General features: G+C 53.3%; 10 protein-coding genes and 1 pseudogene. 3 read left to right on the forward strand and 8 right to left on the reverse strand.

The features are described from left to right. Window positions 1–59 precede the first annotated feature (59 nt). Window positions 60–506 carry a ferric iron uptake transcriptional regulator gene (fur, locus tag ACMGG1_RS18215; protein ID WP_020825646.1) on the forward strand — a complete coding sequence of 149 codons (447 nt, stop codon included), beginning with the start codon at window positions 60–62 and terminating at the stop codon, window positions 504–506. 204 nt (window positions 507–710) lie between these two features. Here the strand turns inward: fur and ACMGG1_RS18220 are convergent, their stop codons facing one another. The 8 genes and pseudogenes from ACMGG1_RS18220 to nagE form a co-directional block, all read right to left on the reverse strand. After that, window positions 711–2,672: a glycosyltransferase gene (locus ACMGG1_RS18220; protein ID WP_414160913.1), complete on the reverse strand. Its 1,962-nt coding sequence runs from the start codon at window positions 2,670–2,672 to the stop codon at window positions 711–713. Continuing rightward, a pseudogene (gene galE, locus ACMGG1_RS18225) lies at window positions 2,662–3,716 on the reverse strand (UDP-glucose 4-epimerase GalE). The gene ACMGG1_RS18220 and the pseudogene galE overlap by 11 nt, the downstream one beginning before the upstream one ends. 46 nt (window positions 3,717–3,762) lie before the next feature. Next, complete coding sequence (locus ACMGG1_RS18230; protein WP_128864467.1) at window positions 3,763–4,908, reverse strand: MFS transporter; 1,146 nt, start codon at window positions 4,906–4,908, stop codon at window positions 3,763–3,765. A gap of 76 nt (window positions 4,909–4,984) precedes the next feature. After that, the gene (locus ACMGG1_RS18235; RefSeq protein ID WP_414160914.1) at window positions 4,985–7,642 is read right to left on the reverse strand and encodes a beta-N-acetylhexosaminidase; all 2,658 of its coding nucleotides are present in this window, start codon (window positions 7,640–7,642) and stop codon (window positions 4,985–4,987) included. Between the two features lie 14 nt (window positions 7,643–7,656). After that, window positions 7,657–7,983 (reverse strand): ChiQ/YbfN family lipoprotein, encoded by a 327-nt coding sequence (gene chiQ / locus ACMGG1_RS18240; protein ID WP_020825644.1) that lies wholly within the window; start codon window positions 7,981–7,983, stop codon window positions 7,657–7,659. Between the two features lie 113 nt (window positions 7,984–8,096). Then, complete coding sequence (gene chiP, locus ACMGG1_RS18245) at window positions 8,097–9,500, reverse strand: chitoporin ChiP (RefSeq protein WP_414160915.1); 1,404 nt, start codon at window positions 9,498–9,500, stop codon at window positions 8,097–8,099. Window positions 9,501–10,078: 578 nt separating this feature from the next. Further along, the gene (gene glnS / locus ACMGG1_RS18250) at window positions 10,079–11,743 is read right to left on the reverse strand and encodes a glutamine--tRNA ligase (protein ID WP_020825642.1); all 1,665 of its coding nucleotides are present in this window, start codon (window positions 11,741–11,743) and stop codon (window positions 10,079–10,081) included. 251 nt (window positions 11,744–11,994) lie between these two features. Continuing rightward, window positions 11,995–13,941 carry a PTS N-acetyl glucosamine transporter subunit IIABC gene (nagE, locus tag ACMGG1_RS18255; protein ID WP_041414298.1) on the reverse strand — a complete coding sequence of 649 codons (1,947 nt, stop codon included), beginning with the start codon at window positions 13,939–13,941 and terminating at the stop codon, window positions 11,995–11,997. A gap of 335 nt (window positions 13,942–14,276) precedes the next feature. Between nagE and nagB the strand changes: the two genes are divergently transcribed. Both nagB and nagA read left to right on the forward strand, forming a co-directional pair. Then, window positions 14,277–15,077: a glucosamine-6-phosphate deaminase gene (gene nagB, locus ACMGG1_RS18260; protein ID WP_020825640.1), complete on the forward strand. Its 801-nt coding sequence runs from the start codon at window positions 14,277–14,279 to the stop codon at window positions 15,075–15,077. Window positions 15,078–15,095: 18 nt separating this feature from the next. Beyond that, window positions 15,096–16,235 (forward strand): N-acetylglucosamine-6-phosphate deacetylase, encoded by a 1,140-nt coding sequence (gene nagA, locus ACMGG1_RS18265; RefSeq protein WP_020825639.1) that lies wholly within the window; start codon window positions 15,096–15,098, stop codon window positions 16,233–16,235. Window positions 16,236–16,266: the final 31 nt, after the last annotated feature.

Genomic DNA, 16,266 nt, shown 5'->3' on the forward strand with positions numbered 1-16,266 from the left:
CCGATGCCAAAGGCGAGAACGCCTCAACTTGATTAGCATAGTAACAGGACTGAATCCGCATGACTGACAACAACACCGCATTGAAGAAGGCCGGCTTAAAAGTCACGCTTCCGCGACTCAAAATCCTGGAAGTACTGCAAAATCCGGAATGCCATCACGTCAGTGCGGAAGATCTGTACAAAAAACTGATAGATATGGGCGAAGAAATTGGCCTGGCTACGGTTTACCGCGTACTGAACCAATTTGATGATGCCGGCATTGTGACCCGTCACAACTTCGAAGGCGGCAAGTCCGTGTTCGAATTGACCCAGCAACATCACCACGATCACCTGATTTGCCTGGATTGCGGCAAAGTGATCGAATTCAGCGATGAGTCTATCGAAGTGCGTCAGCGTGATATCGCCAAACAACACGGCATCAAACTCACCAACCACAGCCTGTACCTGTACGGCCACTGTGAGACCGGTGACTGCCGCGAAGACGACACCCTGCACGACAAAAAATAATGTCCTAACCGGCATTGAGAACCGCCTTAACGGCGGTTTTTTTGTGCCTGCGATAATAGGATAAAAAATCCCCGGACAGGCCGGGGAAAGTTTACAGCGTTAAATACAACAATTGCAGCGGCACTTCTCTACAGCACTTCTCTCGCTTCCCACTTACACTCTCAGCACTCACTCACCCGCCGACACGCGGATGGGCAAACCTCTTCACAGCTCATACTCAAGAAACAGCAACCGATCAAAAAACAGCGACCAGGCGTGATCGAATACACCTCGAACACGGAACCCCTTGTTCAGATAGATTTGGCTGGCATCACTGCGTTGCCATACGCACAGCACGATATTTTTCGCCTGGTGCTGTTGTGCTCGCTGCCTTATCTGCGCAAACAGCTGGTTAAAATGCCCTAGCCCGCGGAATTGGCTCTCAATCGCCAGACTGCAGATGAAATAGTCATCCTCAGTGCACTGGCTTTGGACAAAGCTGTCATAAGCCTCATCAAGCGGCCTTATTTCATCGCGATAATGATAATCCGCTTCTATGCCATACAGCTCGCTAATGGTGGCCGCATTAAAAAAACCGACAAACTCTCCACGCCGATCGTAAGCTACCGTGATCAGCCCCAGATAAGGCTCAATATTTTGCGCCTGCTGTAATGACACCAGATCCAGCCCGGCTCGATTGCCAACAGAACAGTACTCAAGGTAGCTGGTACTGAAAATCAGCTTCGCCATACGGGTTTTATCTGTTTCACTCGCCTGGTGTCCAGGCAGAAAATGCAATGCCCCACCCGGCTCCGGCAAAACCGCCCCCCCTACCCCAGCGGTCGGACACCAGTAATTACCCGCCGTAATCTGCCGCCGGTTATCGGCGATCAGGTACTCGCCAAATAGCTGGTTTACCCGATCAAGCGTGCGGTCATGGGAAAGTACGGAATAATAGTGGTAATGGTCAATATCGGAACGGATCTGCGCTGGATAGGCCATACGCGGCACTTCATCAACGGTAAATATTTCCGCATAACGTGCCAGATCCAGCGGCTGCTCAAGCTGCCAGTCCACCTGCTCCAGCCGGCTGACGCATTGCCGGTAGCTGTGTTGCTCTTCCTGCGACAGCGGTAGTCGTTCATTGGTGATCACATCCTCCAGCAGACGCATTCCGCGAATACCGCAGGTGACGGCCTGTGGGTGCGCATCATAATGGACGCCATAATCCTGGCAGAAGCGATCGTGACTGAGGAAAGAGCGGCCTATGTGGCGACTCCACAGCTGATAAAAGGGATCAAACAGTTTGCGTTCATAATCCGAATTCTTGTCCGGGACTTCGCCGCTTTCCGCCGCATAGATCTGATCCAACCCCGCCAGCATTCGGCACAGTGAGATATCGCCCTTGCGGCTGACTATCATGCCGGTTTCATCGAGAAACAGATTCAACCAGCTAACGTGGCTGACCTCGCCCTCAGCTAGGAACTGAAGATAATCAGGCACCTCTGGTTTGATCAAAAACAGCGTCGCCGACCGGTGGGGTATGGTATCGATATCCATATACAGCCCCCCCATCTCGATCAAAATCAGAAAACGGAAGTAGTCGGAAAGCGTGGCGTAATAGCGCTTATCGTGCAGTTGATGGATAAAGCCCAGGTTGTCGCCGACCCTTTTTTGCGCCAGTTCGCTCAGCGAATGCACCTGCAGGCGATGGTTGCCCGCATCATACTCCCCCAGGTAGCCGCCTTTTATCACCGGTACGGGGATGAAATACGCATCCCTTGCCAGCTGCTGTGCGTCCCAAACCCATAACATGCCGACCCAGTCATTCGTCTCGGTGCTAGCCACCGCCTGCTGCGCGGCCCCCCACTGGGAGATAACCTCTCTGGCGTCGTCAGGTATCGCGCCCCCCAGCCAGATCCGGTGCAGCCGTTTTTCACTCGCAGCCAGCGGGCGAGTAGGCACACAAAATAGTGAAGAACAGCGGGCGGCATCGAATAAATGTCCATGTGCAGCCCGCCACTCACGCAGTTGCGCGACACCGCGCTGATAACGCTCCAGCAGCAGCAACGAAGCCTCACGTTGATATTTCACAAACTCAAACTTTAGATCGTTGATCCGCGCCTCATATTCAGCCCGGAACAGATCATCCTGCATAACCCCCAAATGCCCGTCGTTAAGCTTCATCGGCCAGCATCCTTATCGATGACAGCGGCACCGAAGAGCCATAACCCTGCGGATTTTTGCTCTGCCATGACCAGGCATCGCGCACCATTTTTTCCAGACTGCGTTTGGCTTGCCAGCCCAGCTTCTCTGCCGCCAGAGACGGGTCGGACCAACACTCGGCAATATCTCCCGCACGCCGGGGATTAAATTGGTAGGCGATTTTGAAGCCACAGGCGCGTTCAAACGCCCGAATAATCTCCAGCACCGAGTAGCCTTTACCGGTGCCCAGGTTATAGACGTTAAATCCTGGCTGCAGGTTATCCAGCGCTTTTAAATGCCCTTCGGCCAAATCCATAACGTGAATGTAATCACGTACCCCGGTACCATCGCTGGTAGGGTAGTCGTTGCCATACACCGGCAACACCGCGAGTTTGCCAATAGCCACCTGCGCCAGATAAGCCAGAAGATTATTGGGAATGCCGGCGGGATCCTCACCAATCAAGCCGGACTCGTGCGCCCCGGCCGGATTAAAGTAACGCAGCGCGGTGATTGCCATCTGCGGTGCCGTTGAAGCGAACTCCGCCAGGATCTGCTCGACAATCAGCTTTGAGGTTCCGTAAGGATTGGTGGTCTGCCCAACACGACAGCTTTCCGTCAGTGGGGTATATTCTGCCGGCCCATAGACGGTGGCTGAAGAGCTGAAAATAAATTGCTTAACGCCAGCATGGCGCATTCTGTCCAGTACGATCAATGAGCCGGAAATATTATTTTGATAATATTTCAGTGGCTCTTCGGTAGATTCTCTGACCGACTTCAAACCCGCAAGATGAATAACCGCATGAACATCATGCTGGCGAAAGATATGATCCAGCAAATGATGTTGCTGGATATCTCCCTGATAAAAAATTACTTTTTTACCGGTTAATCGCTCCACCCGAAACAAAGACTCTGGCGAACTGTTGGACAGGTTGTCCAGTACGACAACTTCCTCCCCCTTTCTAACAGTGCCAATACCGTATGCGAGCCGATATAACCGGCGCCGCCCGTCACCAATATAGCCATCATATATCCTTGTTTGTGTTTAAAAATAAACGACTCACTCAGAAACCACCTAGACTTCCCGGGTTTTAAAACCGACAGGTAAAGCAATACAAAGCAGTAATATGGCTAACAGATAAACGGAGGAATGCGGCCCGTACTCGGTCAGGATCCCTTGTAATATTCCGGCCAGGATCACACCGGTGGAAATGCTGTTGGTGAACAACGTGGTGGCCATGCCCGCCCGCTCCGGCATCAAGTCCTGGAAATACAGCATGCCGACGGTGGCGAGAATGCCGATAAATATCGCGTTAAACAGCTGCCAGACCAGCAACCCAGCGGCCGAGGTAAACCACAGCATCCCGGCATAAAACAGTATGCCGGCCACCATCGCCCCCGCCATCATCAGGCGCTTGCCCACCCGATTTACATATCGGCCTACCAGGATCATGATGGGGATTTCTATCGCGGCCGCGATGCCCATCATCCAACCGGTCAGACTTTGCGGCAAACCCAACTCGGCCGTGATATACAGCGGCACATCAATCAGATACATGGCGCTGCAGGTCCACATCAATACCGAGGCGAAAAACAACCGGCTAATATCTTTATCGAAGAACGTTTTTTGCGGTATGCCGATTTCATTGCCCACAGGCGGGCGAGCCACCTCGGGTAATATCCACCAGGCCAGCAGCGTGACCAGCAGGAATATGCCGGCAGCAAACATAAACATCGCCGTAAAGCCATAATTCACCACCAGCATAAAAGCCAATGGCGGGCCAAAAACCCAGGCCAGAGAGAGTTGGGCGCGCATGATGGCGCTGAACATCGCCACGTTTTGCGATGACCGTTCCCCGTATTCACGCGCCAGGGCGAATAACTGTGGTATCGCAGTATTGGCGATGGCGGTTAACAGCACGCCTGCGGTAATTAACGTCAGATAATTGCGATTAAAAGCAAATAGCAGACAGTTTCCCGCCGCCAATAAATAACAGATTAAAATCAAATGGCGCCGGTCACGCTGACGATCTGATTTTTTCGCCAGCAAAAAACTGACAATAATGCCGACCCCGGCATTAACCGCATAAAAAAAACCGACCCATAATGAAGTCACCCGAACCTCGGTGGTGAGGAACAGGCTCAGGGTCGGTATTTGCAGTGCCCCGGCAATGCCAGAAAAAAAAGCAACGACCATAAAGGTCAGCCGTATCGAATTCATCGCTGATTACCGCCGGTCGCTGCTGTTAACCATCAATAACGGCCCGCCTGCGAACAGACGGGCCGTGGTTCAGGAGTTACACTTTCTCGGCGCGACTGTAACGCTTGCCGTCCGGGCTCACAGCGCGGATTTGTACTTCACCGCTAACCCCAGGCTTGGCCTTGGCATCGTAACGTTGCCATTGCTTGCCACCGTCGGTGGAATATTCAATGCCCAGACCCGGCAGCGAAATATTGGCTTCCAGCTTGCCCCCCACAACTCGGGCGCCTGGCACCGGCAACCGGTAGTTCACGCCACCTTTGTCCAGTTTTGCCAGCTCACGCTGACCGAGCAGGTTGGCAAAGCGCAACCAATCGCGGTCCAGCTTCTTGGTATCGATGAAGTGGGTTTCGCCGCCTTTATACTCCCGGCCCGCCCGGTAATCCTGCTCCCACTCTGCCCGGTGCCATGCGCGCTCAGCCACCGACAGCGAACGAGGGAAGATCATGTACTCCATTTGTTCGTCGGTTCGCTGGGTTTCGCTCCACATCTGCGCGGAAATACCGTAAGCCCCCGGCCAGGGCTTGTCGCTCTTGGCGGTAAAGTGATTACCATCGCGATCAACCGAGGTTTCGGCGTTTTGCGGCAGGTTGTTTGGCGCAAAGCTGAACATTTTCTGTTCGTCGCTGAAACGCGTTCCCCAGTAGTAACCGCGCTCGTCCGGGTTCACCTCATACGGGAAGTCCATGTAGACATAATCCGGGTTTGAAAGGATCAGTTCGTAGCCCTTGTTCGCCCAGTCGTTGGCACTGTCGAACCCGCCCCAATACAGCGTATCCCAGAAGTTAACCCCGACACGCTGGGTAGCAAAGGCCTTGGCGTTTTTGGCATCTTTCAGGCCATCCTGCCAGGCTTGCATTCTGTCGATCCCATGCGCTTTCACCAATTGGCTGACTTCTACTCCGAAGTAGCTTGGCAGGTGCTCCATATCGGCGACCTTGCCATCTTTGATCATCGCCTGGCAGACCTGAGATTTTGCCCATGGCTTGTCTTCTTTGCTCTGATCGATGATGCCTTTGCCGGCTTCCGGCTTGTTCACATCGGTATAACCAGCACCTAACCGGATGTTTTTCGCCTCGTCACCGCCAAAGTGCCAGGTACTCAGCGGCTGCCCGGCCTCTTTATGCATCTGGGCAATCTCGCCGATCACCTTGTCGACAAAACGTTTGGATGAATCCAGGCAAGGGTTGAGATAGCTTTGGCGGTTGAAGTACTGCACCGAGGTGGTGTTAGAGGTATCGGTTGGATCCACTAAACGGAACTCGTTGGCCTCTTGTTCTTTACCGGCGGCATGCAGTTTCTTATAGCGCGCTTCCATTGAGACCACCGCCGCACGGGCATGCGCCGGCATATCGATTTCCGGGATCACTTCAATCTGACGCGCCTTGGCGTACTTGATAATGTCGATGTAATCCTGGCGAGAGAAGAAGCCGCCATAAACCTCCGGCCCCTGGCCATACTGCGGCAACAGGCAGGTGGTTTCGCTCAAGTCGTGGCAACGCTGCCCACCGACTTCGGTCAGTTCCGGCAAGCCCGGAATGGCGATGCGCCAACCTTCGTCATCACTCAGATGGAAGTGGAATTTATTGAGCTTGTACGCCGCCATTTGGTCCAGCAAGCGCAACACCGCATCCTTCTGGTGGAAGTTACGTGCGACATCCAGGAAGATGCCACGATACTGGAAGCGCGGCGCATCTTTGGCCTCCAGCGTAGCGATTTTTACGCTGCCTTCGGTAGGCACTAATGACAAGATGGACTGCAGGCCATAGAACACCCCGGTCTGATCGAAACCAATGACTCGCGCTTCCTGCTTGCCGATGATCAATTCATAAGCGCCCGGTACCGCCAGTTCGCCTTTGAATATTCCCGGTTGGATATCGGTTTTGATCGGATAACCGGCTGCGTTACTGGTTATTCCCAACAGCGCGAAACGCTGGGCAACGGCGTCCGCCGCCGGTTTGGACAATGCGCTCAGCTCCAATGCAACGCCTTTGCTCAGATCAACATCCTGCGCATGCACTTTAACCTGCAACGGCGTTGGCACTATCTGACCGCGTAACGACGTGGTGGGTAAGGTTTTTAGCTCGGCGTTTTTCGTAAAGCGTGAGGCCGGCGTCATCAGGATGTTATTGTCGTCTTTGGTACGCTTCCACTGGTCGCCGGTAAAGGGCGCAACGAACTGGTTCAGATCTTCGGTATCGGTATTGACCAGAATTTTAGGCTTGGCATCGCCCGAGGTGGCGTACCAACGTGGCACGAAGTCGGTTTTAAACAGTTGCCAATATTCAGTGATAATCGGGATCTCTACCGTTTTCCCCGCAGGGAAGCCGGTAAATTTGTCGGTAGGTTCCAGCTTGTACAGATCACCGGTCAGGTGAGATATCTTGAACTGGTCGTTATCCACCCGCAGGGTCTGACGAGCGCTGTGAAAGTAAATCGCCCAGTCCTGACCGTTGATCTCCTGATTGTCGTTGGTCAGGCCGATCAGTACCTTGTTGCAAGCCGCCCAGTCAGCACCCAACTTGCCGCAATCCAGACCGTTTTCGGCTGCCCGGTTATCGACCATTTTCAAATTCAGTTTCAGCTGGCTCAGTTGATCCACCAGCGGCTGATTGGCCATCGCGTTCCCCACGCTGCCAAATAACCCAATGGTTGCCGTCAGTGCGGCAAGCGCGCTCAATTTGAATTTATTCATTTTTATCATCGTCCTTAATTGTTGTTATCGCGGATCTCTTTCCAAATCTGGCCACATTTGGCGTCATAAGCCTGGCCGTTACCGCTATGAACTGCCTGAATGCAGTTTTGATAATCCATCACCCGCACCGTTTCTTTCTCGGCGAACTGTTGATGCTGTTTCTCTTGTTTCAGTACGTTCAGCACTGCCTGGCATGACTGCAATTTTTCCGGTGAGCCCTCCGCGGTGTTGATACAGGCGCTGTAGGCCTGTTTCAATTTGGCATCTTCCGGCGGCGCCGCAGGCTGTACGCAGGCGCTCAACGTGGCTACCGCAGCCAACATCATCATGATTTTTTTCATCGTGTTATTCCCGTTAAATGACCCCGGCGCTGCCGCCGGGGAATATACCCGCGATCTTTCAAGCCGCAGCGTTGTTATCTGCACCAGCTGCAACTCGCAAGCTCTGGGTATGTTTAGAAAATGGTGAATGGCGCGATAACCATGAATTTGACGTCTTTCTCGTCCTGGAAGATGTTGCCGTAGCCCCCGCCCCAGCTTGGGATATTGGTGTGGTTGTCGTATTGGGTGTAATGCAGTTTCAGCAGCGTGCCTTTGGCGCGGCCTTCCTGAATGGTATACATGGCGTCCAGGCTCCAGGCGCTCTCTTTCAGACGCTGGCTCTGATCGTACATAGGGTTGGTGCTCGGTTTAGCGTCCCAGGCGTAAACGTAAGAACCGCCCACCGCCATGCCCGGCAGGTTCCAGTTGCTCAGGTCGTACATCACCCCGGCATAAACCGCTTTTTCGCCGTTGGCGTTAAAGTCGGAACGGTTATCCCACCACACGTCGAGGCGGCCGTTGGAAGAAGCATAGGTTGGCGTCATACGCTGCAGGAAGTAGCCCTGGTTGCCTTCGGCCTTGACCATGGTCCCTTCCAGGCGCCAGTTGAACTGGCCAGTGGTGTAACCAAAGGTCAGCGCCTGCAGCCAGGCCAGGCCGTCGTAAATACTGTTCGGGTCGTTCTTGTCGTTAATGCGGTCTTCGGTGCCATAGAATTGGTAACTGGTGGTCAGCGGGTTGCCTACCAGATCGAATTTATAAGACGCCTTGGTGAAGTACTGATTCACATAGCCCTGGGCTTGGCCGAATGCCGCCTCCAGCACCAAATCGTTTTTGAAGTCGTATTTGGCACCCAGCGAGTGCAGATAGGAGACACCGGTTTTTTTATCGTTCTGGCGGAAGTCGTCCATCTCGATATGCCATGGCGCTTTATATTTATTGGTCCACATATAAGAGAAGCTCAACTCACCGGCATCGCCGTAGTCAAACTTGGCACCGGCCTCTGCACCCTGATAGGTGCCGGGCATAAAGCTCCAATGCGGCGCCAACAGAGTTTGGCCGCTTGGCTGGATATAACCGCCACGTGCCCAGACGGGGCCATATTTGAATTTACCGGCGGCTTTATACAGGCTGATGCCGCCTTTGTCGCCGGAGTAGTCTTCATCGTAGGTACGGTTTTTGGAAGAGAACGCGATTTCATTCGGGTGGCCGCTGGCGCTGGATTCAGCCAGCTCGATGGCGGTAAAGGCGCCGACGTCCAGGCCGAACATGTCCCAGGCATAGCCCGAGGAAAAATCCAGGCTCAGGTTGGCCGTCGAATGCGACAAGTTGGTGGTGTATTTATTGTAATCGTCACTGGTCGGATTGAGATCTTTACGGTCACGCTCACGTTGCCAGTAATATACGCCGCCGGTCATCGTGGAATCATCGATAAATCCTGCGGCTTTCGCCTCAGGGGCCATGGCAAACCCTGTTCCCAACAGCGCACCCGCGACTGCGAGCGCCAGCGTTTTACGCTGAGCACCGTGCGTACCCATAATGAAATTCCTCTTTGACTTAACTTTAAAAGTTGCAGCCGCCCGTGTTCACCACTGCCCTGCACGACTGCCAATAAAAACCCAATCGGGTAAAAAATATTGCTGACAGGGCTAAAACCCCACAGCACTTATTGCTACAGACAGACTATTTTTCGCGACGCGAATTATCAAATGAAATATCAGAGAGATTTGTCAAAGTATGACAAAGAGCACATATCGATGAGATTTTGTTACGCGGCTATGCAAGGAGAGTGTCGAATAAAAAATTCAATAAAATCAGAATAAATAATGATATGAGGTCAATATAAGACGATTAATGGTTTCAGCCGAATCAAAAAAGTCAGCCAGAGGAAAAAATATGAGAGCGCTCTCTAAATGACATTAATTCGCATCACGAATATATAAGACAATGTTATATGAGTGATGATTTATATCAAGAAATTACGGATACAACGGCCAGAGAAAAATTTAAACATGGATTGAGCGAACTACATCGCAACAGGAAAGGTAAATAACGGCGACAGACATAAAAAAAGCGCAACCGAAGTTGCGCTCTTATTGCGTTAACCACTTATCACTCAGGCACCGATTTTAGCCCAGGTGTCGCGCAAACCAACGGTGCGGTTAAACACCAGATGCTCTGCCGAGGAGTAACGATTATCGGCGCAGAAATAGCCCTCACGCTCGAACTGATAGGCTTTTTCCGGCTGTGCAGTTGCCAGGCTTGGCTCCACAAAGCCGTGCTTGATTACCAGCGACTCAGGGTTAATGGTGGCAAGGAAGTCCTCTGCCGCTGCCGGATTTGGCACGTTGAACAGACGATCGTACACGCGAATTTCCGCCGGCAACGCGTGCTCGGCAGACACCCAGTGGATCACGCCTTTCACCTTACGGCCATCGGCAGGATCCTTGCTCAAGGTATCCGGATCGTAGCTGCAGAAGATAGTGGTGATCTCGCCTTCAGCGTCTTTCTCCACGCGTTCCGCTTTGATCACGTAGGCATTACGCAAACGCACTTCTTTCCCCAGCACCAGACGCTTGTATTGCTTGTTGGCTTCTTCGCGGAAGTCAGCACGGTCGATATAAACCTCGCGGCTGAACGGCACTTCACGGCTGCCCATTTCCGGCTTGTTCGGGTGATTAGGCATCGTCACCATTTCCACGCCGGAAGTCATATTTTCAATGACAATCTTAACCGGATCCAGCACCGCCATCGCACGCGGTGCGTTGTCGTTCAGCTCTTCACGAATGCAAGCTTCGAGCGCCACCATTTCAACGTTGTTATCCTGCTTGGTCACGCCGATACGCTGGCAGAATTCGCGGATGGATGCGGCGGTATAGCCACGACGACGCAGGCCGGAAACGGTCGGCATACGCGGGTCATCCCAGCCTTCAACGATTTTCTCGGTCACCAACTGGTTCAGCTTGCGCTTAGACATGATGGCGTATTCGAGATTAAGGCGTGAGAATTCGTACTGACGCGGATGACAAGGGATGGTGATGTTGTCCAACACCCAGTCATACAGGCGACGGTTGTCCTGGAATTCCAGCGTACACAGCGAATGGGTGATCCCTTCCAGCGCATCGGAAATGCAGTGGGTGAAATCGTACATCGGGTAGATGCACCATTTGTTGCCGGTCTGGTGGTGTTCCGCGAACTTGATGCGGTACAGCACAGGATCGCGCATCACGATAAACGGTGACGCCATGTCGATCTTGGCACGCAGGCAGGCGCTACCTTCGGCAAATTCGCCGTTGCGCATTTTTTCGAACAGCGCCAGGTTTTCTTCCACGCTGCGACCGCGGTACGGGCTGTCTTTGCCCGGCGAGGTCAGGCTGCCGCGATATTCGCGGATTTGCTCAGGCGACAGCTCGTCGACGTAGGCCAGCCCTTTGTTAATCAGCTCTACCGCATACTGGTGCAACTGATCGAAGTAATCTGAGGAGTAACGGACGTTGCCGCTCCACTCAAAGCCCAGCCACTCCACGTCGTGTTTGATCGACTCAACGAACTCGATATCTTCTTTTACCGGGTTGGTGTCATCGAAACGCAGGTTGCACTGGCCCTGGTAATCTTTGGCGATGCCAAAGTTCAGGCAAATGGATTTAGCATGGCCGATATGCAGATAACCATTCGGCTCCGGCGGGAAACGGGTATGTACCGACGTATGTTTCCCTGAAGCCAGATCTTCATCGACGATCTGACGGATAAAATTGGTTGGGCGGGCTTCAGCCTCACTCATTTCACTATTCCTCAATGCAAAGCGCTACACATAACCGCCTATGATCCAACAAGCCACGCCCGGAAACAACCGTTTGTTTCACGAAAAATGCGGGGCGTTGCACCACGACAGATCGCCGCACCACAACGGGGCAGCTTTCGTCACCTATCGCCAATAAAAAAGCGGGAAGAGATTGCTCTCTTCCCGCCAAAGGTAGGGTGCGTTCCGTCATGACTCGTTAAACACCCCGGGTACTACTCAGGTAAATCGGTTTACTTTTGGATCTCGAACAGTTTGGTCTGGCCTGCGACCACAGAACCGGTCGCCAGCGCCGACAGGCCGGCGTAATCGTCAGCGTTGCTGACCACTACCGGGCTTATCATCGAGCGTGCGTTGGCGTTCAGGAAGTCCAGATCCAGTTCAAGGATTGGCTGGCCGGCTTTCACCTCAGCGCCCTCTTCAACCAGACGCTTGAAGCCCTGACCGTTCAATGCCACGGTGTCGATACCCATGTGCACCACAATCTCCGCACCCTTGTCGGTTTCCAGGCAGAAGGCGTGGTTGGTGTTGAAGATTTTCACGATGGTGCCGTCAGCTGGCGCCACGACGGTTTTATCCGTTGGGCGAATCGCCAGACCGTCACCTACCGCTTTGCTGGCAAAGGCTTCATCAGGAACCTGATCCAGCGCCACTACTTCACCGGTAACCGGAGCCACCAGCGACTCGAAGGCCACTTTCACCGCATTAGGCACCGCCTGTGCTTTTACTGCGGTCACACCGGCTGCCGGTGCCACTTCTGCCGCAGGAACCGGACCGGCTGCAATAACCGCACGCATACCGTCGGCAATGGCTTCCGCTTTAGAACCCACGATGACCTGAACGGTTTGCTTGTTCAGTTTCACCACGCCGGAGGCACCCAGACGTTTGCAGCTTGCATCAAGCACTTTCGAAGAATCTTTCACGCTCAGACGCAGACGGGTGATGCAAGCATCAATGCCGGTCAGGTTGTCTGAACCGCCGATGGCACCGATATAGCTGCGAGACAGCGCGCGCAAGCCTTCGTCGGTGTTGCTGTTGGCTTCCGGTGCAACGATATCGTCAGACGCATCTTCACGACCCGGAGTTTTCAAGTTGAATGCACGGATAATGATGGAGAACAGTACGAAGTACACCGCGAAGGCGACCAGACCCATCACGACCAGCATCCAGACGTTTTTACTGGCGGCCGGCAGGTTGTACATCAACACATAGTCGATGGCGCCTGCAGAGAAGGAGAAGCCGGCGTGAATGCCCAGCAGGGTGGCTACAAACAGGCTGATACCGGTCAAAATGGCATGGACCAGATACAGCAGCGGAGCCAGGAACATGAACAGGAATTCAAGCGGCTCGGTCACACCGGTCAGGAACGCGGTCAGTGCCACAGACAGCAACATACCGCCAACCATTGGGCGACGCTCTTTCGGCGCAGCGAAATACATGGCCAGTGCCGCACCCGGCAAACCGAACATCATGATTGGGAAGAAGCCGGACATGAACATCCCGGCAGTGCCGTCGCCCGCGTAGAAGCGGTTGATGTCACCGTGGAAGATGGTGCCTGCGGCATTGGTGAATTCACCAATCTGGAACCAGGCGATGGTGTTCAATACCTGATGCAAGCCGGTTGGGATCAGCAGACGGTTAACGAAACCGAAGATGCCGGAACCCACAGCGCCCATGGACACAATCCATTCACCGCCGGCGTGGATGGCATTCTGAACCGGTGGCCAGATATAACCAAAGATCGCCGCAAGGATTAAACAGAAAAAGCCGGTTGCGATAGGAACGAAGCGTTTACCGCCGAAGAAGGAAAGGAACTCAGGCAGTTTGATGCCGGACCAGCGGTTATAAACCGCCCCGCCCACCAGACCGGTAATAATACCGGCCAGCACGCCCATATTGATCGCCGGGTTGATGGTGACCATCGCTTTAGTCAGGATGAAGTAACCTACCGCACCCGCCAGTGCCGCTGAACCAGCATTGTCTTTCGACCAGGTTGCTGCCACACCGATAGCGAAGATCAACGCCAAATTATCAAAGATTGATCCACCGGCCTGTGCGATGAACGAAATATTGAGTAAGTCGGGCTGGCCGAAGCGGAGCAAAAGCGCCGCCACGGGCAGTACTGCGATTGGCAGTTGCAACGACCTGCCCAATCTTTGGAAAAAGCCGAGTATGTTCACCTTAATATTCCCCCTAATGCCCTTTTATGGGCTTTATCATATTTTACGCTAGCGCCATCACACACTGCGATTAACTCTGGACGAACGACAACAAAGTGGAGTGTAAAAAAATTATTTCGTATCGCAAATTAAAACCTCCTTTTTTGTGATTTATATCACCAAAAAGCAGTCTTAAGCTGCCACATTGCTAGCCATCACACAAAACTTATTTTATCATTAAAAAAATCATCGAACCTGACGCATCACGTGAGAATCATAAACCTGGGTTAGGCTTAAGACTCTCGTTCAGGCACGAACCAGTATAGCTTTAGTTTACTTACCCCAAGAGGTGTTAGATGAGACTTATCCCACTGAAAGATACTGCACAAGTCGGCAAATGGGCCGCACGCCATATCGTCCAGCGCATCAACGCATTCAAGCCTACTGCGGAGCGTCCGTTTGTGCTCGGCCTGCCAACCGGCGGCACTCCGCTGGAAGCGTACAAACATCTGATTGCGATGCACAAAGCAGGTGAAGTAAGCTTTAAGCATGTGGTGACTTTCAACATGGATGAATACGTTGGCCTGCCGCAGGAACACCCGGAAAGCTATCATACCTTCATGTACCGTAATTTCTTTGATCACGTTGATATCCCACGCGAAAATATCAACCTGCTGAATGGTAATGCACCGGACGTTGATGCCGAGTGTCGCCAGTACGAAGCGAAAATCAAATCCTACGGCAAGATCAACCTGTTCATGGGTGGCGTTGGCATCGACGGTCATATCGCGTTTAACGAGCCGGCTTCATCTCTGGCCTCGCGCACTCGCATCAAAACCCTGACCGAAGATACCCGCATCGCCAACTCCCGCTTCTTTGGCGGCGACGTTAGCCTGGTACCGAAGTTTGCACTGACCGTAGGCGTGGGCACGCTGCTCGACGCTGAGGAAGTGATGATTCTGGTGACCGGCCACGCCAAGGCTCAGGCGCTGGAAGCCGCTGTGGAAGGCAACATCAACCACATGTGGACCATCAGTTGCCTGCAGTTGCATGCCAAAGCCGTTGTGGTGTGCGATGAGCCATCCACCATGGAGCTGAAAGTCAAAACCGTTAAGTATTTCCGCGAATTAGAAGCGGAAAGCGTGAAGAGTCTTTAATTCCTGCAGGGGGCTACGATGTTCGCTTTAACCCACGGCCGTATTTTTACCGGCCACGACGTACTTGACGACCATGCAGTGGTAATCGCTGATGGGCTGATTGAACGAGTTTGCCCGCTGGCTGAACTGCCGGCCGGCATTGAAACGCGCGATCTGGGTGGCGCTATCCTGGCCCCCGGTTTGATCGACGTGCAGCTTAACGGCTGCGGCGGCGTGCAATTTAACGATTCGCTGGACGCCATTTCGGAAGAGACGCTGGAAATTATGCAGCGTGCCAACGAAAAATCCGGCTGCACCAGCTATCTGCCGACGCTGATCACCAGCAGCGACGAATTTATGAAGCACAGCATCGAAGTGATGCGCGCTTATCTGAAAAAACACCAGAATCAGGCGTTGGGTCTGCACCTTGAAGGGCCGTACCTTAGCCCGTTGAAAAAAGGCACCCATAACCCGGCGTTTATCCGCAAGCCAACCAGCGAGATGATCGACTACCTGTGCGCGAATGCCGATGTGATCACCAAGGTGACGCTGGCGCCGGAAATGGTAGAGCCACACTTTATCAAGCAACTGACCGACGCCGGCATCGTGGTGTCCGCCGGTCACTCGAATGCGACTTACGAACAGGCCCGCACCGGTTTTGCTGCCGGCATCACTTTCGCCACGCACCTGTATAACGCCATGCCGTATATCACCGGGCGCGAACCGGGGCTGATGGGGGCAATTTTCGACACGCCTGAAGTCTACACCGGCATTATCGCCGACGGCCATCACGTGGCCTGGGCGAGTATCCGTAACGCCAAACGCATGAAAGGTGATAAATTGGTGCTGGTCACCGACGCCACCGCCCCGGCGGGTGCCGATATTGACCAATTTATTTTTGCCGGTAAAACAATATACTATCGCGATGGGCTGTGCGTGGACGAGAACGGCACCCTGAGCGGCTCTGCGCTGACCATGATTGACGCGTTGAAAAACAGCGTTGAACACGTTGGCATCGCGTTGGATGAAGCGCTGCGTATGGCGACACTCTATCCGGCGCGTGCTATCGGCGTGGACGATCGTTTAGGCACGATCGAAGCCGGTAAGGTGGCAAACCTGACCGCGTTTACCCGCGACTTTAGCATCACCAAAACGCTCGTTAACGGTAACGAGGTTTAACTAACATATATACCCAAAATAATTCGAGTCG

The sequence above is a fragment of the Serratia sp. BNK-12 genome, from assembly GCF_047456085.1.
In the GTDB taxonomy this organism is placed as follows: domain Bacteria; phylum Pseudomonadota; class Gammaproteobacteria; order Enterobacterales; family Enterobacteriaceae; genus Serratia; species Serratia liquefaciens.

What these genes read in the sequence shown, in the direction of transcription:
- fur (WP_020825646.1), top strand. Translation starts at nt 60, where the DNA reads ATGACTGACAACAACACCGCATTGAAGAAGGCCGGCTTAAAAGTCACG.
- ACMGG1_RS18220 (WP_414160913.1), bottom strand. Translation starts at nt 2,672, where the DNA reads ATGAAGCTTAACGACGGGCATTTGGGGGTTATGCAGGATGATCTGTTC.
- ACMGG1_RS18230 (WP_128864467.1), bottom strand. Translation starts at nt 4,908, where the DNA reads ATGAATTCGATACGGCTGACCTTTATGGTCGTTGCTTTTTTTTCTGGC.
- ACMGG1_RS18235 (WP_414160914.1), bottom strand. Translation starts at nt 7,642, where the DNA reads ATGAATAAATTCAAATTGAGCGCGCTTGCCGCACTGACGGCAACCATT.
- chiQ (WP_020825644.1), bottom strand. Translation starts at nt 7,983, where the DNA reads ATGAAAAAAATCATGATGATGTTGGCTGCGGTAGCCACGTTGAGCGCC.
- chiP (WP_414160915.1), bottom strand. Translation starts at nt 9,500, where the DNA reads ATGGGTACGCACGGTGCTCAGCGTAAAACGCTGGCGCTCGCAGTCGCG.
- glnS (WP_020825642.1), bottom strand. Translation starts at nt 11,743, where the DNA reads ATGAGTGAGGCTGAAGCCCGCCCAACCAATTTTATCCGTCAGATCGTC.
- nagB (WP_020825640.1), top strand. Translation starts at nt 14,277, where the DNA reads ATGAGACTTATCCCACTGAAAGATACTGCACAAGTCGGCAAATGGGCC.
- nagA (WP_020825639.1), top strand. Translation starts at nt 15,096, where the DNA reads ATGTTCGCTTTAACCCACGGCCGTATTTTTACCGGCCACGACGTACTT.